This is a genomic window from Mucilaginibacter sp. cycad4 (genome assembly GCF_034263275.1).
In the GTDB taxonomy this organism is placed as follows: Bacteria; Bacteroidota; Bacteroidia; order Sphingobacteriales; family Sphingobacteriaceae; genus Mucilaginibacter.
This window is the reverse complement of record NZ_CP139559.1, coordinates 5,900,293-5,924,313: the sequence shown is the minus strand read 5'-3', so window position 1 is coordinate 5,924,313 and position 24,021 is coordinate 5,900,293. Positions and strand designations below refer to the sequence as shown.

At 43.2% G+C, this 24,021-nt stretch carries 16 protein-coding genes and 1 pseudogene; 9 read left to right on the top strand and 8 right to left on the bottom strand.

Annotation, left to right across the window (positions count from 1 at the left end):
* The first annotated feature begins 132 nt into the window (after window positions 1-132).
* A complete protein-coding gene (locus SNE26_RS24340) occupies window positions 133-1,599 on the top strand; it encodes an MFS transporter (RefSeq protein ID WP_321556457.1) in 1,467 nt (488 codons plus the stop codon).
* A gap of 73 nt (window positions 1,600-1,672) precedes the next feature.
* On the opposite strand, the gene SNE26_RS24335 is transcribed toward SNE26_RS24340, so the two are convergent.
* The 3 genes from SNE26_RS24335 to SNE26_RS24325 are packed head-to-tail and all read right to left on the bottom strand — an operon-like array spanning window position 1,673 to window position 3,513.
* Window positions 1,673-2,212 (bottom strand): carboxymuconolactone decarboxylase family protein, encoded by a 540-nt coding sequence (locus SNE26_RS24335; protein WP_321556456.1) that lies wholly within the window; start codon window positions 2,210-2,212, stop codon window positions 1,673-1,675.
* 23 nt (window positions 2,213-2,235) lie between these two features.
* Window positions 2,236-2,850 (bottom strand): TetR/AcrR family transcriptional regulator, encoded by a 615-nt coding sequence (locus SNE26_RS24330; RefSeq protein WP_321556455.1) that lies wholly within the window; start codon window positions 2,848-2,850, stop codon window positions 2,236-2,238.
* An 18-nt stretch (window positions 2,851-2,868) separates the two neighbouring features.
* Window positions 2,869-3,513: a TetR/AcrR family transcriptional regulator gene (locus SNE26_RS24325; RefSeq protein WP_321556454.1), complete on the bottom strand. Its 645-nt coding sequence runs from the start codon at window positions 3,511-3,513 to the stop codon at window positions 2,869-2,871.
* A 289-nt stretch (window positions 3,514-3,802) separates the two neighbouring features.
* Between SNE26_RS24325 and SNE26_RS24320 the strand changes: the two genes are divergently transcribed.
* The 5 genes from SNE26_RS24320 to lipB all read left to right on the top strand — a co-directional run bounded on the left by SNE26_RS24320 (window position 3,803) and on the right by lipB (window position 11,365).
* Entirely contained in the window at window positions 3,803-4,399 is a 597-nt protein-coding gene (locus SNE26_RS24320; RefSeq protein ID WP_321556453.1) for a TetR/AcrR family transcriptional regulator, read from the top strand.
* Window positions 4,400-4,710: 311 nt separating this feature from the next.
* Window positions 4,711-5,844 carry an efflux RND transporter periplasmic adaptor subunit gene (locus tag SNE26_RS24315; protein ID WP_321556452.1) on the top strand — a complete coding sequence of 378 codons (1,134 nt, stop codon included), beginning with the start codon at window positions 4,711-4,713 and terminating at the stop codon, window positions 5,842-5,844.
* Window positions 5,845-5,866: 22 nt separating this feature from the next.
* Complete coding sequence (locus SNE26_RS24310) at window positions 5,867-9,064, top strand: efflux RND transporter permease subunit (protein WP_321556451.1); 3,198 nt, start codon at window positions 5,867-5,869, stop codon at window positions 9,062-9,064.
* A 2-nt stretch (window positions 9,065-9,066) separates the two neighbouring features.
* Window positions 9,067-10,497 carry an efflux transporter outer membrane subunit gene (locus SNE26_RS24305; RefSeq protein ID WP_321556450.1) on the top strand — a complete coding sequence of 477 codons (1,431 nt, stop codon included), beginning with the start codon at window positions 9,067-9,069 and terminating at the stop codon, window positions 10,495-10,497.
* 136 nt (window positions 10,498-10,633) lie between these two features.
* Window positions 10,634-11,365, top strand: coding sequence for a lipoyl(octanoyl) transferase LipB (lipB, locus tag SNE26_RS24300; RefSeq protein WP_321556449.1), 732 nt, complete (start codon window positions 10,634-10,636; stop codon window positions 11,363-11,365).
* Window positions 11,366-11,490: 125 nt separating this feature from the next.
* Here the strand turns inward: lipB and SNE26_RS24295 are convergent, their stop codons facing one another.
* The 5 genes and pseudogenes from SNE26_RS24295 to SNE26_RS24275 form a co-directional block, all read right to left on the bottom strand.
* On the bottom strand, window positions 11,491-12,873 hold the full coding sequence (locus SNE26_RS24295) for an aldehyde dehydrogenase family protein (protein ID WP_321556448.1): 1,383 nt from the start codon (window positions 12,871-12,873) through the stop codon (window positions 11,491-11,493).
* Window positions 12,874-12,958: 85 nt separating this feature from the next.
* Window positions 12,959-14,401: pseudogene (locus SNE26_RS24290) on the bottom strand (catalase); the annotation flags it as partial.
* A 35-nt stretch (window positions 14,402-14,436) separates the two neighbouring features.
* Entirely contained in the window at window positions 14,437-14,928 is a 492-nt protein-coding gene (locus SNE26_RS24285; protein WP_321556447.1) for an ankyrin repeat domain-containing protein, read from the bottom strand.
* Window positions 14,929-14,944: 16 nt separating this feature from the next.
* The gene (locus tag SNE26_RS24280; protein ID WP_321556446.1) at window positions 14,945-15,595 is read right to left on the bottom strand and encodes an HD domain-containing protein; all 651 of its coding nucleotides are present in this window, start codon (window positions 15,593-15,595) and stop codon (window positions 14,945-14,947) included.
* A 536-nt stretch (window positions 15,596-16,131) separates the two neighbouring features.
* Window positions 16,132-18,066, bottom strand: a complete 1,935-nt coding sequence (locus SNE26_RS24275; protein ID WP_321556445.1) for a sigma 54-interacting response regulator — start codon at window positions 18,064-18,066, stop codon at window positions 16,132-16,134.
* Window positions 18,067-18,693: 627 nt separating this feature from the next.
* Here SNE26_RS24275 and SNE26_RS24270 point away from each other — a divergent pair.
* The 3 genes from SNE26_RS24270 to SNE26_RS24260 all read left to right on the top strand — a co-directional run bounded on the left by SNE26_RS24270 (window position 18,694) and on the right by SNE26_RS24260 (window position 24,009).
* Window positions 18,694-19,569 (top strand): NmrA family NAD(P)-binding protein, encoded by an 876-nt coding sequence (locus SNE26_RS24270; protein ID WP_321556444.1) that lies wholly within the window; start codon window positions 18,694-18,696, stop codon window positions 19,567-19,569.
* Between the two features lie 889 nt (window positions 19,570-20,458).
* Entirely contained in the window at window positions 20,459-22,786 is a 2,328-nt protein-coding gene (locus SNE26_RS24265; protein WP_321556443.1) for a histidine kinase dimerization/phosphoacceptor domain -containing protein, read from the top strand.
* Between the two features lie 179 nt (window positions 22,787-22,965).
* The gene (locus tag SNE26_RS24260; protein ID WP_321556442.1) at window positions 22,966-24,009 is read left to right on the top strand and encodes a sensor histidine kinase; all 1,044 of its coding nucleotides are present in this window, start codon (window positions 22,966-22,968) and stop codon (window positions 24,007-24,009) included.
* Window positions 24,010-24,021: the final 12 nt, after the last annotated feature.

The window sequence follows — 24,021 nt, the reverse complement described above, 5'->3', positions numbered from 1 at the left end:
CACTTTATTTCGTTAAAGCGATTGCCCTTGCTTTTTATAACGACCGTTCATGCTTATGTGTGATGCCCGCTTTACTTTAATATAAAACTATAAATCATAAAACAGACCGGGTAACCCGCCTGATATTATTCCATGACCAACAGAAAAACACCAAGCTTTGCCAGCCCGGATAACACGATTAAAGCCACCTCACGCTGGCTTGCATTAATGGTGATATTAACTGCTCCGCTATTATCGGTTGTTGATACCTTCATTATCAATGTAGCGATTCCCTCAATAAAAACAGGGCTTGAAGCTTCGGACGGACAATTACAACTAGTCATTGCCGGCTATCTGCTTGGATACGCTTCTTTTCTGATAACCGGGGGAAGAGCCGGGGATCATTTCGGAAGAAAAAGAGTGTTTTTTTGGGGAATGTTCGGCTTTACGCTCATTTCCTGCCTTTGCGGATTAGCGCAGACACCCCTTGAGCTCAATTTGTTCCGCTTTTTCCAAGGGGTAAGCGCCTCATTTATGATGCCTCAATCCATCGCGTTTATCCAGGTTCTTTTTACAGATCATAAGGAACGGTCAACGGCTATCGGCTATTTCGGTATTACGCTTGGGCTTGCAGCAACTTTAGGGCAGGTACTTGGTGGCTATTTATCGCAACTACATACTTTCGTTGCGGGCTGGAGACTCATATTTTTCATCAATCTACCAATTGGTTCAGCGGCGCTGGTCGCGACGCATGCGTTGCTGCCTGAAACTAAAAAAAATCACGAACAACTTTTTGATTATTCCGGCGTGGTTATTCTAACTGCAAGCCTTTTCTCCCTAATTATTCCACTAGTAGAGGGAAGGGAACACGGTTGGCCGTTATGGAGCATTGGCTTACTGCTGTTTTCCTTTGTTATTTTCGCATTATTTATCAGTGACCAGCGTCGGAAGCTGCGCAAAAAAGGCAATCCCCTTATCGATGTGACCCTTTTCAGAAACAGGCAATTTAACCTTGGATTGATTGCGGTACTTTTCCAGTATATGGCGCATACTGCATATCTTCTGATAACTGCCTTATATTTTCAAAATGGTATTGGCTATAGTTCGCTGCAATCAGGTTTGTTTTTTGCGTTATCCGGCGTCACATTCACAGCGGCGTCGCTCATCGGCTCGAAGCTGATCCCTAAGTATGGAAAGCGAATTGTGCAGTTCGGGGTAACACTTATGATCATTGGGTTTGCCGTCCAAATTATCCTTTTTAAATCAGGTGTTGATGTTTTCGTCGTTTATGGCTTACTGGCTTTTTACGGCTTTGGGAATGGTTTTGTGCTTTCTTCCCTTTTAAACATCACACTCAGAAGTGTTCCTCAAAAATTTGCGGGCGCGGCGGCCGGAGTATATAGCACTTTCCAGATGACGGCATCTGCCCTGGGGGTTAGCATAATTGGGGGGATATTCTTTTACATTGCTGAATTGCATCCGGGGCATCCGGATTTTAACCGTGCATTTGTCGCCGGTATCAGCAGTATAATTATAAGTCTTTTGTTGGTGTGGATTACCCTTGCAGTTCTCCCGGCAGTGAGCAATGGAAATACGGAGGGAAATCATCTGTCTGAATAATTTCAGAACGGTGGTACAGCAGGTTTCTATGGAAATTTGCTGTATCACCGAAGATCTTCAGGCGTAGTAATATTTAATTTCCATCGCGGTCGCTTAAGTTAAAATCCATCGGGAATCTAACAATGTTATAAAGATAGTTAGCGATCGTCGTTTCGCCGACAGCCATCATGACGTCAACTAATTGTTCCTCAGTATAGCCAGCGTCAAAGAATTTCTCAAGTTCAGCATTTTCAATATTACCGTGATTATTAACGGCCTGAGTAGTTAAGTTGATCAATGCTTGTAAACTAAGGTCGAAAGAGGCGGTCCCGTTTGCCAGCTCTTCTACCTGCTCCCGGTTAAATCCGAATTGCAGGGCAAGGGTACTGTAAGCTTTCAAAGAGTAATAACCTTGTTGAAGGTGGCTTACAGTGAGGTTAACAACTGTTTTTTGTCGGGCATTTAACGATGAATCGAAATGTTGGAGGTTTAAATAGGCTTTTACAGCGTTATCAGAATAAGCGATAGCCCTGTATAAATTTGGAACGTAGCCAAAAAGTTCATTTAAGCGTTGAAATAATGCCCGGTTTTCACTCGTCAACTGGTGGTCTTTCGGCAGACTAAATGTTTTCATAAATATTGGAACAGATGTATATGTTAATTAGCGATGCTTTCCATCAGTGCTTCGATTGAAGCAATCACCTGTGACATCCTAATCGAATCGCCACTCTTGCGCCAGATCATTAAACCGCCTTCCAATAGTGAAATGATCGCAATTGCGACTTGCTTTGGGTCTGTTTCTTTGCGAAACTCTCCTGATTTCATACCCATTTGAATAAGATCAGCCACCGTTTTTTCCTTTCTAAGAACAGCACTTATCGCCCGGTCTTTCATTAGTACGCTGATTTCATCGGTATCGGGGGAATTATATAGTAAAGAACCGCAGGCAGTAAAAAGCGGATTATCATTAACGGATTTGTGGACATTCACCAGCACCATTATTTTAGCATGAAAGCTTCTCTCGCGTTCCATCATCTTATCTACGGCACTCCGGGTTTTGGCGAAATTAAAATCAAAAACGGCCAGGGCAATTTCTTCTTTACTTGCAAAGTTTCCATAAATAGCGCCTCTAGATAACCCGGTGGTGGCTTCTATATCAGTGATCGACGTACCAGAGTATCCTTTTTTATTGAAAACATCGGACATGCTTTCAATGATATACTGTTTCGTTCGATCTGCCTTAGTGAGCTTTATTTTAGTTGAAATCATCATTCTAAGAATTAACCGTCATTAAATACAGAACGATTCCAGTTCCTTTTTTAAACTGGAAATCACAGCTTTCATTGGCCTTTGAGAATTTTTGATCCGACAAAAGAGCAAAGCCCCTTCGATCGCTGTAAACATTTTATATGCGAATTCTTCCGGCTCAAGTGTACCAGAAAACTCATGGTTGGTTTTTCCGGCTTCAAGAATTTCAATAAGCATATCTGTGTAATCATCAACTTCTTTGCGAAGTACTTTCGAAATACCAGGATTAGTGTCGTCTGCCTCGACCGAAAGGTTCATAATCGGGCATCCACCAAATACAGGCGTCCTCAGTGGTTGTTTGTGCATATCAATAAAGCGCCATATTTTTTCTTTTGCAGATCGCCCACTCTCCAAAACTTTTAACCTTGGTTCCCGATTGGTATTGAGCAAATAATCTGTGCTTGCCAATACCAGTTCCTCTTTATTCCTAAAGTGCCCGAGTAAGCAACCTCTCGTAACTTTTGCAAACGCTAAAACATCCTCGATAGATGTTCCTGCTATACCCTTCACATTGAATAAGTCAGAGGCTTTTTCAATGATTGAATGTTTTGTAGCCTCGCCTTTTTTTGTCATGAATTGACTGTTTTGTTGAACAAAAATATAACGTAGAGTCTTTTTTTTGAACATCTCAATGTCATATACAAAGTGAGCATTGTCAATCGATTGTCAATGAAGATTCGGCCGATAGAAAAAATACTACTGTTAGATTTTCTTACAATTTAACATAATAATCTGCTTATCAATTATTTAAAATTATTTAGATAGTTGTTTAATTGAAAGCTAAATGTCGTTTGCTGTTTTTTGGTTCAGCAGCAGCGTCATTGTAAACACCTGTTAAAGAGTAATCTTTGTTTAACAAAATAGTCAATGTTGACTATTTACTATTAATCATTTTTAGCTCTTGAAAAGTTGAATAATGGGAACATTAGAAAGAAAGAACAGGCAAAAAGCAGCAACCAGGCTCAGCATTTTAGACGCAGCCATGGAGATCGTCTGCCAGGAGGGTTGGCAAGCCTTGAGCATGAGAAAAATTGCGGACCTGATAGAATACACTCCGCCGGTAATCTATGAATATTTCGATAACAAAGATTCATTGTTGGCTGAGCTCAGCAGGATCGGATTTTCGAAGCTTAACCGCGTGATGAAGATTGCAGCAAAGGGTATATCGGATCCTGTACAGAAATTAGAACGAATGTGGCTCGCATACTGGGATTTTGCATTCTCTCAAAAGGAACGGTATCAGCTCATGTTCGGTGTCGGAACTTTTTGTTGCGACAAGCTCATCCAATCAGAAGTGACGGCGCCGATTTCCGAACTGGTGATGCCGGTAATCGCCAAGATGCTCGGGCAGTCGAACCAGGACGCTAGTCAAACTGAACGCAGGTATTTCGCCTGCTGGTCGCTTGTCCACGGCCTCATTTCACTGAACCTGATTAAGCGCGGCAGTTCCGAACAGTTCAACAAACGAGTATTGGTTGACGGAATTCATGGGCTGGCAATTATGGCGTCTTAAATGAGACCGTCGATCTACCACATCAAGACGGGATGACAATTATCGCTTCGCTGATTTAACGGCACAACGTTAGGTTTTTTTTATTGTAAATAATAAAACCCTGTAAATCAGATGCATAAACCATTGGCATAACTATAGAAAATACATAATGAAAATTTAAAAAAAACGATAGGAAGCGAAAATCACCAACCGCATGGCAAGAGGCGGCATCGGAACACACAAAAATTCCATCGAAAGCACTAAGAGCGGTTATGGCGGCCTGCTATTATTAAATAGAATAAAATAAAATGACCACAATAAAATATAAAAACATGAAAAAGATCCTTATTTCCACACTATTAGGCTCCGTGTTGTACGGTTGCTCTACAGCTCCAAAGCAGCAGCCTGCTTCACCGCCCTCGCTTAAGGTCGTGACAGTTCAACCACAAGAGGTGACCACTTTTCAGGAGTATCCCGCATCTGTTCAGGGTGTAGACAATGTAGATATCCGTCCGCAAGTCAGCGGGATACTTGAAGAGGTATTCGTAGACGAAGGAGCTTTCGTTAAAGAAGGCCAACCATTATTCAGAATTGACGAAAGACCATTCAGGGCAGCTTTAGGAAATGCTATTGCCAGTTTGCATGCCGCCCAAGGTGCTGCTGTAAATGCTGACCTTGAAGTGGAGAAGCTAACACCCCTTGTACAAAATAAAGTTGTATCAGATTATCAATTAAAAAATGCGAAAGCAGCTGCTGATATAGCCAGAGCAAATATTGAACAAGCGAAAGCGAACATCACGACAGCGCAGATTAATTTAAATTATACGCTGATCAAAGCGCCGGTAAGCGGTTATATCGGCCGCATGCTTAGAAAAAAAGGAAATCTGATCGGTCCAAATGATCCTGCTGCTCTTACCGCTTTATCAGATGTGCACAATGTACATGTATATTTTGCGCTTGCAGAGAAAGATTTCGTTGACTTTAAGGATCAATACCCCGGCGCGACACTCGACGATAAAATCAAGCAGCTGGCACCTGTCTCCTTGGTGCTAACTGACAGTAAAGAATTTCAGGAAAAGGGCAGGGTCGATATGATCGATGGGCAATTCGATAAAAATACAGGGGCTATCGATGTGAGGGCCATTTTTCCAAACCCGCAAGGGCTGCTTCGTGACGGGAACACAGGGAAAATCAAATTATCGCTTTTACATAAAACTGCGCTAACAATTCCTCAATCATCAACAATGGAATTGCAGGACCAGGTTTACGTATTCGCGGTCGGCGACAGCAATAAAGTCAAAAAGGTATTTATCAGCATAACTGGTAAAGCAGGTAAAGCTTATTTAGTTGGTGACGGATTAAAAGCCGGGGACCGCGTTGTCATTGAAGGCATAGGTACACTACAGGAAGGCATGATCATTCACCCGGAAGCCGCTGTAGAAAAAATTGCTGTTTTAAATAAATAACCGACTCCCAAATCTGAAAATCATGTTAAAGAATTTCATAAGTAAGCCGGTATTGGCCACCGTTGTGTCCATATTATTGCTCATACTCGGTGCGCTGGGGCTTAGCCAGCTACCCGTGCAGCAATTTCCGGAAATAGCTCCTCCCTGTGTTGCTGTGCGTGCGGTTTATCCGGGTGCAAACGCGGAAACCATTTTGAGATCAGTGACACCATCACTGGAGGAAGCCATCAATGGTGTTGAAAATATTACCTATATGTCCTCCGTCGCCAGTAACGACGGTACGCTGACCATCAGCGTATTCTTCAAACTGGGCACCAATCCGGACCAGGCAGCTGTAAATGTGCAAAACCGCGTTTCGCAGGCCACCAGTCAACTGCCTCCGGAAGTTGTTCAGCAGGGCATTGTTACCCAAAAACAGCAAAACAGCTTTATCGAAATCATTGGCCTTAATGCTGATGACAAACGATACGACCAGACTTTCCTTGACAACTATGCCTCCATCAATATCCTTCCTGAAATCAGGCGTATTGAAGGTGTCGGACAGGCTGCATTAGTTGGCGGAACTATGGATTATTCCATGCGGGTTTGGCTGAACCCCTCATTGATGCGTGTCCACAATGTTACACCGGATGAAGTGGCCGCGGCTATCCAGGACAAAAGTCTTGAAGCGGCCCCGGGGCGTTTTGGTGATCTGAGCAATGAAGTTTTTGAATATGTACTGAAATACAAAGGCAAATTAAACAAAGCTGAGGATTACGAAAATATTCCGATCAAGGGTAATTCAGACGGTTCGATCTTACGCTTGAAAGATGTAGCCAGGGTTCAGTTAGGGTCAGTTACTTATGCGTCGAATTTACGCCTCAACGGACATATAAGTGCCGGCTTGGGTATCATACAGCTTGCAGGTTCTAATTCCAACCAAATACAGATAGAGGTTGGTAAATTAATGACCGAGGTTTCAAAGAAATTCCCGAAAGGGCTTTCTTACCACCTTGTTGTTACCAATAAGCATACGTTGGATGAATCCATAAGCCAGGTTGAACATACATTGCTGGAGGCTTTTGCGCTCGTATTTATAGTAGTTTTTATCTTCCTGCAGGATTTTCGTTCAACGCTTATCCCGGCTATCGCCGTACCTGTGGCAATTGTTGCTACTTTCTTCTTTATGTACATTTTCGGTTTCACCATTAACCTCCTTACGCTTTTTGCGCTTGTGCTGGCGATTGGTATCGTAGTCGACGATGCCATAGTCGTTGTCGAGGCGGTACACTCTAAAATGGAACATGAACATCTTCCTGCGCGACAAGCTACGATAAAGGCAATGCACGAAATTACCGGTGCAATTATCTCCATCACGCTGGTTATGGCAGCAGTATTCCTGCCAGTGGGATTCATGAAGGGTTCTACAGGGTTGTTTTACAGGCAGTTTGCATTTACAATGGCTATCGCGATTGTCGTTTCTGCGGTAAACGCCTTAACCTTGAGCCCGGCCCTCGCAGCGTTGTTTCTTAAAAACCAACATATCGCAAACGATAGCGATGCCAAGAAAAAGACCTATACCCGCCGTTTCTTTAACGTATTTAATGTTGGTTTCAAGGCGGTAACAACCCGCTATACCGGTATAATTGAGTTTTTAATCAAGAGAAAGTGGATAGCGCTGGGAGGTTTGGTTATAGTCATTATTGCTACCGGCTGGATGATTAAAACGACTCCGACAGGTTTTATTCCAACCGAAGACGGGGAGCTGATATTTGTAGCGACTGCGACACCGTCCGGTACGTCACTGACCGAAACTAATGAAATCGTAAGGCAGGCAGAAAATATACTCCGCAAAGAAGAATCGGCGCTGCATGTGGTAGGCATTCCAGGGTTTAACCTTTTAACCACGTCGAACAGTCCTTCGTCGGCAGTCGTCATCCTGAGGCTAAAACAGAAAGAAGAACGAGGCAAGGTAAAGGACATCAATGAAATTATCAATAAAGTAAACGGAGAACTTAACGGCACAATAAGAGGAGCTTCGTTTTACGCATTCTCCAATCCAACGATTCCGGGCTTTAGTAATATTGAAGCAATAGATATGGAACTTCAGGACAGATCAAGCGGTCCGCTTAATATATTCTCTAATGATGCCAACAGTTTTATTGCAGAGTTAAATAAACAGCCAGCCGTAGGAGCCGCTTTTACAACCTTTAAGGCCGATTATCCGCAATATGAAATCGGCGTGGATGATGATAAGGCAACACAACTCGGAGTGAAAGTCAAGGATGTTCTGTCAGCCATCCAGGGATATTTTGGCACGATTCAAGCATCTGATTTTAATCGGTTTGGTAAATACTACCGGGTTAAGCTGCAGGCTGACGGCGAAAACAAGCGCGACTTAAGTTCGTTGAATGCCGTTTATGTCAAGAATGTTAATGGGGACATGGTGCCAGTTAATAGCCTGGTTACCTTGAAAAGAGTATTTGGCTCGGAAACGGCCTCCCGTTACAATCTTTTTAATTCTATCCAGATTAACGTTATTCCTAAGCCGGGGCACAGCAGCGGGGAGGCTATACAAGCTATCCGGGATTTGGCTGCCAAACGGCTTCCGGTCAATATCACTTATGAGTTCTCCGGACAGACTAAGGAAGAAATTACCTCAAGCGGACAATCAACCATTATTTTCATCCTCTGTCTCGTTTTTGTGTATTTTCTGTTATCGGCGCAATATGAAAGTTATATCCTGCCGCTTGCAGTTATTCTATCGATCCCAACTGGCGTGTTTGGTGTATTCGCGATGATTGGTATGAAAGGGATAGATAACAATATCTATGTTCAGGTAGCGCTGGTCATGCTCATTGGTTTACTCGCGAAAAATGCAATTCTTATCGTTGAGTTTGCCGTTCAGCGCCGTCGCACCGGGATGGGGCTCGTGCAGGCTGCCGTAGAAGCTTCGACACTCCGCTTACGCCCGATTATCATGACTTCACTCGCCTTTATTTTCGGATTGTTTCCGATGAGTATTGCGGAAGGCCCGTCCGCTCAGGGTAACCATTCTATCAGCTATGCTGCCGTTGGCGGTATGCTGGCAGGTGTTGTGCTTGGTGTACTGCTTGTTCCCGTGCTATTTGTGATTTTCCAATCCTTACAGGAAAAGCTCCGCTTAAAAATGAACATTCACCAGGATGACGATACCGAGTTTGCCCTGGCAGGAAAATTTGAAGAACCTCAATTGAAATAAAAATGAAAACGTTGAAAAAACATACATCACTGGTTGTGCTTCTAACGACTGTGGCCATTTTTGCCGGCTGTAAAGTATCAAAGGATGTGACTGTAAAGGATGTTCGGGTGCCTGAGGCCTACGCGAACACAACGACTGATACATCCAGTATTGCAAGGCTTCCCTGGGAAAAGTTTTTTAATGACCCTGAATTAAACCAGCTGATCTCCGATGCGATCAATCATAACTTCGATCTACAGGTTGCTATTAAAGATATTGATGCGGCGGCGCAGGTACTAAAGCAAAGCAAATGGAATAATGTCCCGGCTGTAAATGCCCAGGCGACTGCCAATACCAGCCGTCCATCTGATAACAGCCTGAACGGATTAAGCCTTGGGCAATATTTGAATCAGAAGCATATTGAAGATTATACGGTATCTGCTTCTCTTTCCTGGGAAGCAGACCTCTGGGGAAAGATCAGGAGCCAGAGTGCAGGGGCATTGGCAGCCTATCTTAAAACACAGGAGGCGACAAAAGCAGTACAAACCAAAATTGTTAACGATGTAGCCAAGGGTTACTATAATCTGCTGATGTTGGATGAACAACTTCAAATTGCCAGGCAAAATGTAGCATTAAACGACAGCACTTTGTCGATGATCAAGCTGCAGTACGCCGCCGGAAAAGTCACATCCCTTGCCATCCAGCAGGCTAATGCGCAGCGTCTTGAGGCTGCTGGCCTTGTTCCCCAATTTGAAGAACAGCTCAACGCCCAACAAAATGCGTTATGTATTTTAACGGGGAAGTACCCTGCTGAAATCCCTCATAAGCGCAGGCTTACCGAAGTTTCCTCCGAGGGTATCCTTGCGGCGGGTGTTCCTGCCGACCTGTTGGGCAACCGGCCCGACATTAAGCTTGCCGAACTCGATATCGAACAACAAAACGCGGCGGTCGGTTACGCGAAAGCGAGTATGTATCCCTCGCTGACTATCACAGCGCAGGGCGGGCTCGATGCCTTTAAGGCAAGTAATTGGTTCAACATTCCCTCATCCCTGTTCGGCGCTGTTACCGCTGGTTTAGCCCAGCCGCTTTTAAACCAGCGAAGGCTTAAAACAAATTACGAGGTAGCTAAAGTACGAAGAGAGCAATCGGTCATCAGGTTTAGACAGTCGGTATTGGCAGCAGTAGGGGAAGTATCAGATGATCTTGTAAAAATTAATAAGTTCCGCGAAAAACAAAATCTTGCAACAGAACGGGTAAGCACGCTTGAGCTGGCAACCAGAAATTCACAGATGCTGTTTGGCAATGGCCTGGCGACTTATCTCGAGGTAATTACGGCGCAAAGCAGCGTTTTACAAAGCCAGCTGGAACTCTCAAGCGTTAAAAAATCTGAACTTGATGCAAGGGTTGATTTATATCGGGCTGTTGGAGGTGGCTGGAGGTCTGCCCAACAGTAAATAATCAAAGATTGCCGCGCCCCGACAGACCGTTGGTTTTCTGGAAATAATGAGTGGTCATTTACACCGGTTTTAGGGGCCAACGGCAATTTTAGAAAATAAAAGAATTTTTAAATGTATAAGTTAAACCAGTTTAATGAAGAATAAAACGGTAGAATTACAAGACTGGGGACTCATAGATTTCAAATCAGCCTGGGATAAACAGGAAGAAATATTTGAAAAAACGATAAGACATAAAATAGATATGAGGCAGCTGGAACTGTCCGCTACAAATGACCCGGAAATTGCCAAACAAAATATCCAAACGTCTAATTATTTAGTTTTTTGCGAGCATCCCAATGTATATACACTTGGAAAGAGCGGCAAGGTCAACAATTTATTGCTGGATGAGGAAGGCTTACATGCGCGGAACGCCCGGTATTACCATATCAACCGCGGGGGGGATGTTACCTTCCATGGTCCGGGACAGCTTTTATGTTATCCCATCTTAGACCTGGATAATTTCTTCACAGACATTCATCTTTACCTGAGGACATTGGAGGAAGCCGTAATCAACACCCTTTCTGATTTTGGATTGTCAGCCGGCAGGTATCCTGGATTCACTGGGATTTGGTTCGATGCGGACAATGGCAATGCGCGCAAAATTGCCGCGATGGGGGTACGTTGCAGCAGGTGGGTGACCATGCATGGCCTTTCACTGAACGTCAACACAGATCTAACATATTATAATGACATCGTGGCCTGCGGGATCAGTGATAAGGCAACTACTTCTATGGAGGCTGAGTTAGGACACCGGGCAAACATACAGGATGTCCAGTCAAGCCTGACACGACACATCAGTACTCTTTTTGATATGACAATAAGCTGACCTTCGGCGAGGCCGGCGATTTTTTATAAAACTAAAAATGCGGTATGATTTGATAGACTCACTCATACCGCATTGACTTTTGAAACATTGCAGCAATCAATCAAGGAGAAATGATAATGCTGGGTCTAATAATATAGCCAGTTGCCCAGGCCTTCAATTTTCTGCTGATCATACGGCGGAATAAGATGAGATATTTCTTTGTCCGCAGGAGACATAAGTACTGACTTAGGATGCGTTAGCGTATCAAAGCCCCATTTCCCGTAATAACTGCCAATACCAGAGGCCCCCACTCCACCGAAGGGCAAGGTTTCGATATACAGATATATATTCACTTCGTTCACGCAGCCTCCGCCGAACGAAATTGAATTAAGTAATGAGGCAATCTGTTTTTCATTTGTGCTAAAAATGTAAGCAGATAGTGGTTTCGGCATTGATTTGATCTTTTTTACGACTTCAATGATATCGCTGTAAACGATCACAGGAAGAACCGGGCCGAAAACCTCATCTTCCATGATTTTATCATCCCAACTAACAGGGTATACAATTGTCGGCGCGAAATACCGGCTTTCCACATCGTAATCACCGCCGGCAACAACCTTATCCGGATCGACCAATTCGGCTAGCCGGGATACGGCATTTGTAGTCACAATCCTTGAAAGGTCCGGTGAGTTGCGGGGCTCGGTTCCGTACATGTCAATAAGCGCCTGTTTAGCTTCGGCGATAAACTCTTCTGCGATGGATTCATGTACACAAACATATCCCGGAGAGGTACACCATTGTCCACCCCAGGCGGTCGCCCCCCAGGCAACCTTTTTTGCAGCATCCTTGACATCAGCGGTCTCGTCGACGATAACTGGATTTTGCCCTCCTAATTCCAACAGCACCGGAGTAAGATTTTCCGCAGCCGCTTTCATAACAACCTTGCCGACCTTTGAACTGCCGGTAAAAAAGATATAACTAAAAGGTAACTGAAGCAGGTCAGTAATCTCCTGGCGTCCACCTGGGATTACGGTAAAAGAAGAGTCTTCAAAATATTTCGGTATCAGGTCAAGGAGCAAACGGCCCGAATAAGGTAAAGATTCGCTTGTTTTCAGGATAACCGGGTTTCCTGCCGCTATCGCGTTAATGACCGGCCGCAACGAAAGTAATAAAGGGCCGTTGGATGGACCGATGACAAGTATAACACCGAAAGGTTCTCTGTAAACCATTCCTTTGTAGCCGTTCTCTGCGAGAAATTTAGGAATAGGGGTAATTTCGACCGGTTCCATCCATGACCTCAGCTGGGCTTTGGTATTTTGAATGGAGCCTAATGTTCCTGAGGTTTCAAAAAGCTGCTCTGCGAATGAGGTCTTAAAATCTTTTCCAATAGCTTCCTGAAAGGATTTTTCATTTTCACTCAACATCCTGGCCATGCGGTCAAGCTGATCGATACGCCATTCATAGGATTTGGTTACATCGGTATTAAAATAGGCAAGTTGTTTGCCGAAGATTTCTGCAAATGGATTCATGTTTTGGTAATTAGATAGAAGTTTAAGGTGATGCCGGCCAATTGAGTACATCGTTTAACCCGGCATCAAGAGATTGAGCTTATTATTTTTTTAATCCGTTCGCTACGCGCTGGCCGTAATCTGGATCGCAAAGCGTAAAATGTTCGATCATTTTATCCTGCACCTGTTTTTCGGCTTGTTCCAGCCCACTAACAATATTGGCTATCAGGTCATCGCGTTCCCAATCTTCAAATGACCTGTATCGTTCTCCGGCCTGTGTATATACATTAGTCCGCTCTATTCTTTTACGAACGAGTTTTCCTTCATAGTAAGGTTCATGGTCCGGATAGTTTTTGGGAGCTTCTTTAAGCCCATTATTACTAGATGGTTCATAGTTAACATGGGGATTTGCCCCCGGAGCGACATCGACGCTGTAAGCCATACTACCGTCACGCTGATTGGTTGCGACCTGAACTTTCGGTGCATTAATTGGCAACTGCAAATAATTGGTTCCGACACGATAGCGTTGAGTATCGGAGTATGAAAACGTCCTGCCCTGAAGCATTTTATCGTCTGAAAAATCAAGGCCGTCTACCAGGACGCCGGTGCCAAATGCAGCTTGCTCTACCTCCGCAAAATAATTTTCCGGATTTTTGTTCAACGTCATCTTGCCGATTGGATACCATGGAAAAGTTTCCTTGGGCCATATCTTAGTATCATCCAGGGGATCAAAATCCAATTCAGGATGTTCGTCGTCTGACATGATCTGCACATAAAGTTCCCATTGTGGAAAGTTTCCTCCGGCTATAGCTTCGTAAAGATCCTGGGTCGCATGATTGAAATTTGTGGCCTGTATTTCGCTGGCCTGCTTAGAGGTAAGATTGCGGATGCCCTGAAGCGGTTCAAAGTGGTACTTTACCAATACGGCAACACCATCAGCATTTACCCATTTATACGTATTAACTCCCGAGCCCTGCATTTCACGATAATTTGCTGGTATACCCCATGGAGAGAATAGCCAGGTAATCATGTGGAGGGCCTCCGGTGAATTGCTGATAAAATCAAATTGCCTGCCGCCATTTTGAAGATTTGTTAGCGGGTCAGGTTTAAATGAGTGAATAAAATCGGGGAACTTGATAGCATCCCTGATGAAAAAGACCTTAAGATTATTGCCCACCAGATCCCAGTTTCCGTCTTCAGTATAAAACTTTACTGCAAAACCCCGCGGGTCACGAAGCGTTTCCGGTGAATGGTTTCCGTGAATTACGGTCGAAAATCGTACAAATACCGGTGTTGTTTTACCTGCTTCCTGAAAAAGTTTGGCTCTGGTGAATTTCGAGATTGGATCGTCGCCGACCATTCCATAAGACTCAAAGATGCCATGTGCCCCTGCGCCGCGCGCATGTACCACACGTTCTGGTACTCGCTCGCGATCAAAATGGGCCATCTTTTCTATAAATTGATAGTTTTCCAGGGTGGCAGGTCCACGATCGCCAAGCGTGCGTGTATTTTGATTGTCTGTTACAGGGTGTCCTTGCCTGGTAGTGAGATTCTTGTTGTTATCCATATAAAGATTTGAAAGGGTTACTTGGTATTTGTTTCGCGAATAAAATCGTTTGCAGCGGCGGCTAAAATCTCATAGCAGGAATCATTCTCCTGAACCCGGGCGTGATCGACGGGATTCTTCCCGGTCAGGTCACGGATCATTGGATTTGCCCCCCGGTCCAGCAAGAGCCTGACCAGCTCAATATGCCCGAACGTCGCCGCAAATGTCAGTGCGGTAGCCATATTCCCATTAACGGCATCTACCGCCGCACCTTCATCGAGCAGCATTTTGGAAAGTTGAGCGTACCCTTTAAAACAAGCGCCCATTAGTGCAGTGTTGCCCATGGCATCCGGAAGATCAGGGTTAGCACCTGCTTGAAGCAACACCGCTGCGGCTTCGACGTGGTTGTAGTAGGCAGCGATAATAAGTGGCGTTGAGCCCCGGGAATCAACAGCATTAACATCCGTATTGATCAGTGCCGTTTCGAGTTCATTGGTATGGTTTGCGCGTGTCGCTTCAAAAATATCCATAGTTATCAGTATATGTTTATTCGCTCCAGGGTGAATGAAGTATGCAGTCACAGAAATTTTTCCGGTGAAAGTTGGGTATCATAAATGCGCAGACATCAGCTTTGATATTGCCAAAAGTCGTTTCGGTTTTATGTTCAAACCCTTCAAAAAACTGTGGGATGATTTTCTTCTTGAAATCTGTTCTCGGAAAAGCGGTAATGATCTCTTCGCGTTGAGCGTTGCTAAGATTTTCGTAACCGTCGCCCATAACGTCGAGCCCCACGCCTGAGTAAAGCAGTGCAACTTCATTTTCCTTATGCTCCGCCACACCGATAGTTGTGTGTAAGGCAATCGCGTCCCATACTAGCTGCAATGAATCGTTCGGCAGCCCATGGCTTTTCAGGAAATTTCTTGCGGCATTGGCGCCATCAACCTCAAAACGAAGGTCTGGGCTGCTGAAAGTTTTTGTAAGGCCAAGGTCATGAAAAATGGCACTTACGTACAATAACTCAGGATCATAATCCAGGCTGTTTCGCTCACCGTTTAGTGAAGCGAACAGAAATACCCTCAATGAATGGTTGTAAATAAACTCATTGCCGTGGCTTAAAAGAAGCTCTGTGGCTTCATTGGCGATTTTGCTGTCGGGTACTTTAATACCGGCGACAGTGGGGAAGCGGTTAATTGGCATAGATGGCGTTTTTTGTTCGTTTGTTAGTTTTCTACCGTCGGCGTAATCTTGCACCCGATCAGATCAAGCCTCTCCTTTTTGGCTGAGCGATGACCATAACGGACACGTTAATAAAAGGAACGAGAGTAGTAACACCCCGACGATTTTAGTGTTATTGTTAACAGTAGAGGAAATAGTTGTACCAAATGACTTGGCATTGCAAATCAATGATTTACAATTGAGCCAGTATCAAACACAACGAAATTTCAGGAATTCATGATGGATTACAGCGATATTCAACAGGGCTGCGGAGGGTTATAAACAGTACTTAAAAACGAAAGAGGATTTAATACATGTTGCGTCGGCAGTTCAATTGAACTATTACAGTCAAGCTTGATCGTTAGTATTAACAACCACCATTTTACTGTGTCATCTATTGTTATTTTTAATGACACATTTAGTTTCGCTTCTCTTTTGATCGTGGAAGTTTTGGCTAAACCAGATAGGTCCGATTCCTTAATACGGGCGATCAGGTTTGTAGAAGCGATAGGTGTTTATCAATAGATGTATTTCCAGGCTATACCGAGTTTTTTCATTTTAGAGTTTAGCGTTGTGGCAGGAAGATTCAATATCTCAGCCGCTCCACCTTTGCCCGATACGCGCCCATTACACTTCTTCAGTGCGGCAATTATATGATCACGGTCTACTTCTTCAATTGTTCGAAAATTCCCCTGCTGAAGATCTTCGGGGGCTTCCAGGGCGATCACGTCTTCAGGGAGATCAATCCGGGAAATGACATTTGAAGGACTCAGAACAACATTTCTTTCTATGGTATGCTGTAACTCTCTGATATTTCCCGGCCAGGAATAATTCATGAGTCGCTGCATTACGGCAGTTGTAAGCTTTTTGGGTTCACTTCCCGAAAGAGCGGCATGCTGCTCCAAAAAATATGTAGTAAGCAATGGGATATCCTCTTTGCGTTCCCTGAGTGGAGAGAGTAGGATTGGAAAAACATTTAAACGGTAGAAAAGGTCCATTCTGAAGCGTCCATCTATAACGTCCTTTTGCAGATTTCTGTTGGTCGCAGCAATTACACGCACGTCAATTTTGATCGTAACGCGTCCTCCGATCCGCTCCAGCTCTTTTTCCTGGAGCACCCGTAATAGTTTCGTTTGCACTTCAAGAGGCAATTCCCCAATTTCATCAAGGAAAATTGTTCCTCCCTGTGCCTGTTCAAATTTACCAAGCCGTCGTTCGTAAGCGCCGGTAAAAGAGCCTTTTTCATGCCCAAAAAGTTCCGATTCTATGAGCATTGCCGGAATTGCAGCGCAGTTTATTTTGACCAAAGGTCTTTTCGCCCTTCCGGATAATTGATGTATGGCCTGGACGAGTCCTTCTTTGCCAACACCTGTTTCGCCGAGAATCAGTACAGTCATGTCGAAGTTGGCAACCTGAACTGCCTGATCGAGCGCCCGTAAGAGCTTAGGGCTATTTCCAATGATACTGTTAATGTTGGGAATCTTTGTTGCAAATCGATGAGTTTCGTCGTTGCTATTGTTATTTATCAATAAGCCAGAATGACCGATATTGTCGATCACCATCGCTAAGAGAGAGCGTATCGGTAGCAGCAATTCCCTATGATCAAGTGTATACATGTCGCTTTCCTTGCTGTAAAACCGTATGCTCATCCGGTATCCCGATTCCGCAATCAAGGGAACGATGATCCTTGACTTTGCACCGGAACGTTCAATTAGCATGTTTAAAAAGGCATCTTTTTTACATGAGAGTTCCAGTTCTTCCGAATTCTCTAATATGATCTGCTGATGGCTGGAATTTACACTTCTCCATTGCCTATATTCGTTTTGGTCAAGCTGAAATTCCAGTTCGACCTTCCGGCAGTCATGAGTTTCGTATTCGTCAAACCCAATCCGTTTTAAAGAAAAGAGCGAATTGTTATCGCTACTGTCAGCGTCAGTATCAATAAATATAAAATCAAACGGTATAAAGGTTTTGAAAGCCCGTGCCAGCTTAACAAGCTTTTCGCGGGTTCCGCTTTGTTCGCCAAGAATACTTGCCAGGATCGTCATTAACAGGCCCTCCTGTTTGTTAAAAAGAGCTGCCTGATGCCTGTGCTTGTACTCCGCAATATCAAGTGCGACAAGTACATCTCTTTCCCGGAACGGTTTTACAAGAAAACCATAAGGACGGGTTAGTTTAGCTTCTTCAAGCACAGCCTGGTTGGAATTGGCAGAAAGATATATAAAGGGTATATTCTCTTTTGATAGTAAAACAGCAAGATCTAACCCGGTAAGTTTGCCTTTCAAAAAGATATCGAGCAAAACGATATGCGGGCGGACTTGTTCTATATGCAAAAGAGCATGATCATAAGACTTGGCAATTCCACATACCTCGTGCCCCGCTCCCTCGAGAATTAATTTGAGGTCATTCGCCTCTATAAACTGATCTTCTACAATTAGTATTTTTAGACTCATCTTAACTGAAATACAATATTTTGGTTGCCTTTAAAACCATGTTATTTCCTGCCTTTTTTAACTGTTAAAAACAGCTATCTCAAAAGCCACCGCATGTTTAAATGATACATGCTAATTTAAGCATTAATATCCGACAATGTATCTTTCCGCATGCAGGTAGTGCAAGTTATATACCTGATTATAATAGTTTGATTATTAGCTGTTTAAATACAGATCAACAATGTGAATTAACGAAATTTCGTTAATTCATTTCATGACGTAATTGCATTTCGTTAAGCCAATCAAATACAGGCCGAAAAAGTGCTTGTTATATGACAAAATCCACTCAAAAAAGGCTTTTTTGAATGTTAAAGCGATGATTTGAATTGTTATTCTCAACGTTATGAAGGTTGGGTTCAAAGCCATATTTCGCTACTTTTTGCGGTGAGATAACGATATATAATCACGTTTTCTTTTCGTGAATTACATAAGAAACTCAATGTCAGTAATTAATAAAAGGGACTACTGTTTGACCGAAGAATGCGTATGCCTTAGACAAACTGAATGATAAACGATCAACCACAAGGCGTACCTATAATCAAAAAAATTCCTAATCATTGATTTATCATCTGATAACACACGATCAAAATGAGCAAGAAATTGAAAGTATTAATCACCGGAGCAACCGGAAAAAGCGGAAGCGCAGCAATAGACGAATTGCTTGAAATGGGAAACCCCGTAAGAGCTTTTGTACACAGCTTGGATGAACGGTCAGAAAAACTTGCCGCAAAAGGCGTGGAAGTATTCGCCGGCGACCTACACAATTTTGACGAGATCTCTGTAGCAATGAAGGGTATAGATACCGCATATTTTTGCTTTCCTGTGCTTGTGCCTGGGGTATTGGAAGCAACATCGTACTTTGCAGTAGCTGGAAAAGAAGCCGGCTTGAAAGGTATCGTTAACATGTCCCAGATTTCGGCACGCCGTGACGCTAAAAGTCATGCAGCTCAGGACCACTGGATTGGCGAACAGATTCTAAATATGACCGGAATACCTATTACTCATTTGAGGCCTACATTTTTTGACGATTGGTTCCTATATATCCGGGAGGGTATCAAAAAAGACAATAAAATCGTATTACCCTTTGGAGATGGGCGTTGGGCACCTGTCGATTCCGGAGATCTTGGCCGAGCGGTCGCAAGGATAGCTGCGGAACCGATGACCTATGCAGGAGAAATACTTAAGCTTTACGGGCCGGAAGAATATAATGTTTATGAGATGAGCGAAGTGCTTTCCAGTGTACTGGGCAGAAAGATCAAATATGAGCCTGTGAATATCGAAAGATGGGCTGAACTGGATGCCGAAAGGGGCGCCGATGATCATTTCCTTCAACATGTAACCAATGTTGCGCTGGATTGCATGGATGGTATTTTTGCCGGGACAAACGATACGCTTGGAACAATTATAGGAGATAAACCCACTACATTATCCGAATTCTTTACGACCTGGAAAGCCGCCTTCTAGTGGCCATTACAAAAATTTAAATCATCTAAGTATAAACCTTTAAAAAGCGACGATTCGTTATGTAGCGCTGTAAACCGGGTATGCAAACACGGAAGGCTGGAAACTGCTTCCGGTCTTCCAAAGTCGGCAGGGCTTTTATTGATGCCGAAGCCACAAGTCATTCTTATTAGCTAATGGCCGGGCTTTAACGCATAGGTAACACAGAAACAGGATCAATAAAGTAATCTTTGATTAAATTTCATTCCTTTTTATTTCTACCTATTTGTTTGTAATCACTTATAGATAATATAAAAGAGCTCTAACAAATGGAAATATGTTATAAATAGGTATGTCCTGACGAATTCAAGAGGGCCGGGTGGAGCAACATTCCCATTTTGAAGCTGACCAAGAGCAGGATTGATCGTATTTCCGTTGCTGATTTCAACCTGTCCTGAATCGCAGTTCATTGGGTCTGGTAATGCTGTTTGTTTTTCCATGTGTTCAGCTTCTAATTATTTGTGAAGGGATATTCATTTGGCGTGCCAAATAATAAATAGCTGATAATCAAAGCCATAATCAAGATTCTGCCCACATTGTAAAGACGGTATTTCATTTTTTAGCGAAACGACAGATTGGGAGATCACATATGCAGCCCTGCGCAGGACGTTGCCTGAATAACCGTGCGCGTCTTACCACTAGTAGTTGTAATGTATTTTATGAACCGACGGGACCGAATATTCTTACAAAATACCGTAATGAATATTCGCTAAATAACGATGTCTCGTTTGATTTTCGATTGATTGAAATTATTATTTGCTGTAAATCAAGCATTTGAATACAGGCATTGAATTTTCCTATCCGTTTTGGCTAAGACGCAATTTTTGAAATACCTGACTAATCCTATTAAGCAATGTTTATCAAGCTACCTAAAATTCTTTTAATCGGCGTTGCATTACTTCTGATCTCCTGGCAGTATCCCAGGGAAAAATGGCCCGCTGACGCAGCGAACTTCAGGCTTCAGCTGGATAAGGCCGATTCTGATACCGCACGGATTACGAAAATGATCCAGCTTGGTCTTTACTATATCTACACACCTGTAGCTGTAAAAAGAAAGCCCGACAGTGCAATGGTTCTTGCAAAGGAAGCTTTGCAGTTGAGTCTAAAAACAAATGATCATAATAAACTTGGTTTCAGTAAAGATTTTTTATCAAGGATTTATAAGTTTCGCGGGGATATGGAACAGGCAATAGAACTCGAAAAAGCCGCGATAGCAGAGTTTAAGATTAATTCGAATTGGGATGCAGTTGGCTACGGCTACAAACAACTAGCCGGTTATTATACCTATACCAATGATAAAGACCTGAGTCAAAGAATAAGTTATACCGAAACAGCGCTACTATATTACCAGCGGAGCAACAACAGGTTCAAACTGGGGGAGACTTACCAGGAATTAGGGAACTTATACGGGCTCCATTCCCAACAGTTTATCGCGATACGTTACCTGAAAGAAGGGATCGCCATGTACAATTCCATAGGCTATAAAGCTCAACAGGGTCTGTATAATATGCTCAACGAATCCTATTGCCAGGCAGGCGATTATAAGCAGGCTATTGGCTATGGCCTGAAAGCAATACAACTTTCAGAAGAGAACAATGATACGCCGGAGGAAAGAGCTGCAATATTCAACCACGTTGGCATCACATACATGCGGCTTACCCAGTTAGATAAAGCTGCTTATTATTTTCGACAGGGTCTGAGCATTGCAAAAGCCAATCATGATCAGGAATCTTACGATGTAATTGCAATAAATTTTTCAGGTGTGCTTAATGGACTTAAGAAACCTTACGAGGCGATATCCATACTCAAAACAGTTGATGCTGGTAGTGATCACGAAAAGGCAACTATCATGTATTCAAACTTCCTGAGAGCGTATATGCTTTTAAAGGACTTTAATATTGCTGCTGGTTACCTCACCCGGATAAAACAATCAATCAGCAAAATGGATAAAATGTCGGCCATGCGGGAAATCGCATATATGAACATGGTGAGTTTTTATTTTGCTAAAAACGATTTCGAAGCGGCCAGACGGGTATTGGTAGATCTGGGAAACGTTTCACGTTTCAATTTATCGACTGCGACCAAAGCCTCCAATGAACATTGGCTGTTTAAAATAGATTCCGCCGAAGGCAGATATATATCAGCCATTCGCCATAGTCAATTGGAAAAGAGGATCCAGGACACATTACTTAATGATCAAAAGAACAGAAGTATTGCAGAGTTGGAGGTTGCATATGAAACCGAGAAAAAAGCAAGAGAACTAACCCTTAAAAATCAAAGTATCCAGATACTTACCAAACGGACCCAGGTCCAGGGAGCCGACCTGCAGCAGGCAGCATTGTTAAGGAACGTAACAATTAGCGGTATCATACTGCTCGGGCTACTTTTGGCCGTTAGTTTCAGCAGATATCGGATCAAACAGCGCAACAACTTAAAATTGGTCGCGCAGCAACGCATCATTGCAAGTAAAAACACATCACTGGAAAAATTGGTAACTGAAAAAGACACTTTATTAATTGAACGTGAGTGGCTGCTAAAGGAAATCCATCATCGGGTTAAAAACAACCTGCAAATCGTCATCAGTCTGCTTAACTCGCAGACTATTTACATAGAAAACGGCGAAGCGTTAGAGGCTTTAAGGGAAAGCCAGCACCGAATGCAATCTATTTCACTAATCCACCAAAAGCTTTATCAGTCTGATAATCTGGCCCGTATCGATATGTATGAGTACATCAGTGAGCTGGTTCAGTATCTATCAGAGAGTTTCAATCTGAAGAACCAGATAGAAATCATCCAGGAAATAGAACCGATTAGCCTGGACGTTGTACAGGCTGTACCGATCGGCCTGATCCTGAATGAAGCCATTACTAATGCGATCAAATATGCGTTTCCATCTGGAACAAGGGGATCGATCTTTATCGGCCTTGACGAACCTATTCCAGGCGACCTATCCCTGATCATTTGCGATAATGGCAAAGGATTACCGGCAGATTTTGATATAGAGCGCTGCTCCACCCTTGGAATGAGTATGATTAAAGGCCTTGCAGGGCAGTTACACGGAGAGTTGAGTATCTTATCAGGAGATGGCGTAAAATTGGAACTAACCATTTTAGGATACCTGACAAAGGTTGGCCCAACAGAGTCGACGAAACTTATGGCGGACGGTGTTGCGTTATCCTGATGATAATCGACGAATTTAAAAGCCAAATAAAGATAAAAAGCGAAATGCCGCTTTTGAAAAAATGGTGTATTTTTTTACAAAGTCTTGTTTATTAGTTTTTTATAAAAATCGGCACTCTGATTGTTTCGCTCGAATAGGCGGGTGATCATAAGCGATATTTCCGATTTTACAATAAGATAATGAATGAGATTAAGCAAACTGTCGCCCTTTTATGGTTGACGATAAGGTTGATTGGGTGCGGAAAGGGTAATGTCATCGGTAATATGGTCAACAAATTGAACGAAATCAGATTTGATGTTTTTAATAGCCTGGCAGCTTCGGAATCATCACCTGTGTGGCAGTCAACGTACAGAAATATTTTGGTTGTTATAAAATTACCAAATGTTAAAAGTTTATCCGTGTTAAGTTTGACAGGTCCTCCCAGCTCAGAGCTTCTGCTGGACGGCAGTTTATGCCTGCTTGCAGTAACGGGAATTGCGGCTGGCATAGTATATATCAATGAAAGAAAGAAAAATTCAGAGATCATTAATTCGTTAAAACGGGACCTGGTAGAAAAAAATAATTCGTTGGATACAGCCAACGAAAAGAACGACTGGTTGATTAAAGAGATCCATCATCGTGTTAAAAATAACCTGCAGATTGTCATGAGCTTACTGAATACCCAGGCGGCTTATCTCGATCATCCGGAAGCCCAAAAGGCAATCCGCAATTTTCAACACAGGATGTTTGCGGTTTCACTGGTGTACAGGCGGTCCTACCAGGAAGAGAATTTGTCGCGCGTTGAAATGGCTGATTACACTTATGAACTGTTGGAATATCTGGAAGATGTATACGATAATTGTTCCAAGCAAATTGAATTTAACGTTGAATTGGTGCCATTGGATCTTGAAGTTTCGATGGCGGTCTCTTATGGACTGATATTAAATGAAGCGGTGAGCAATGTTTTTAAATATGCATTTGCAGGAAAAAAAGGCGTGAAGGTTGATTTATCGTTAATAACGACTGATGTGGGCAAATACTGTTTGTCGATTGCTGACAATGGAGTGGGTGATAATCGGCGTAAAAGTTGGCATGAAAAAAATTCATTCGGAAAGGTATTGATCGAAGGACTTGCCAGGCAGCTTGGTGGCGGGTGTGAAATGAAAGGGAAAAATGGCCTGGAGGTAGAGATCTGCGTTGCAAAAAAGATGGAAACTGCCGACGTCGCAGTGAATATAGAATAACATTAAAAGGAC

Excerpts from the sequence above, each read along its gene's own strand:
- SNE26_RS24335 (WP_321556456.1), bottom strand. The coding sequence starts at position 2,212 with ATGAAAACATTTAGTCTGCCGAAAGACCACCAGTTGACGAGTGAAAAC.
- SNE26_RS24340 (WP_321556457.1), top strand. The coding sequence starts at position 133 with ATGACCAACAGAAAAACACCAAGCTTTGCCAGCCCGGATAACACGATT.
- SNE26_RS24275 (WP_321556445.1), bottom strand. The coding sequence starts at position 18,066 with ATGAGTCTAAAAATACTAATTGTAGAAGATCAGTTTATAGAGGCGAAT.
- lipB (WP_321556449.1), top strand. The coding sequence starts at position 10,634 with ATGAAGAATAAAACGGTAGAATTACAAGACTGGGGACTCATAGATTTC.
- SNE26_RS24330 (WP_321556455.1), bottom strand. The coding sequence starts at position 2,850 with ATGATGATTTCAACTAAAATAAAGCTCACTAAGGCAGATCGAACGAAA.
- SNE26_RS24320 (WP_321556453.1), top strand. The coding sequence starts at position 3,803 with ATGGGAACATTAGAAAGAAAGAACAGGCAAAAAGCAGCAACCAGGCTC.
- SNE26_RS24325 (WP_321556454.1), bottom strand. The coding sequence starts at position 3,513 with ATGTTCAAAAAAAAGACTCTACGTTATATTTTTGTTCAACAAAACAGT.
- SNE26_RS24310 (WP_321556451.1), top strand. The coding sequence starts at position 5,867 with ATGTTAAAGAATTTCATAAGTAAGCCGGTATTGGCCACCGTTGTGTCC.
- SNE26_RS24280 (WP_321556446.1), bottom strand. The coding sequence starts at position 15,595 with ATGCCAATTAACCGCTTCCCCACTGTCGCCGGTATTAAAGTACCCGAC.
- SNE26_RS24285 (WP_321556447.1), bottom strand. The coding sequence starts at position 14,928 with ATGGATATTTTTGAAGCGACACGCGCAAACCATACCAATGAACTCGAA.
- SNE26_RS24270 (WP_321556444.1), top strand. The coding sequence starts at position 18,694 with ATGAGCAAGAAATTGAAAGTATTAATCACCGGAGCAACCGGAAAAAGC.
- SNE26_RS24265 (WP_321556443.1), top strand. The coding sequence starts at position 20,459 with ATGTTTATCAAGCTACCTAAAATTCTTTTAATCGGCGTTGCATTACTT.
- SNE26_RS24295 (WP_321556448.1), bottom strand. The coding sequence starts at position 12,873 with ATGAATCCATTTGCAGAAATCTTCGGCAAACAACTTGCCTATTTTAAT.
- SNE26_RS24305 (WP_321556450.1), top strand. The coding sequence starts at position 9,067 with ATGAAAACGTTGAAAAAACATACATCACTGGTTGTGCTTCTAACGACT.
- SNE26_RS24315 (WP_321556452.1), top strand. The coding sequence starts at position 4,711 with ATGAAAAAGATCCTTATTTCCACACTATTAGGCTCCGTGTTGTACGGT.
- SNE26_RS24260 (WP_321556442.1), top strand. The coding sequence starts at position 22,966 with ATGAATGAGATTAAGCAAACTGTCGCCCTTTTATGGTTGACGATAAGG.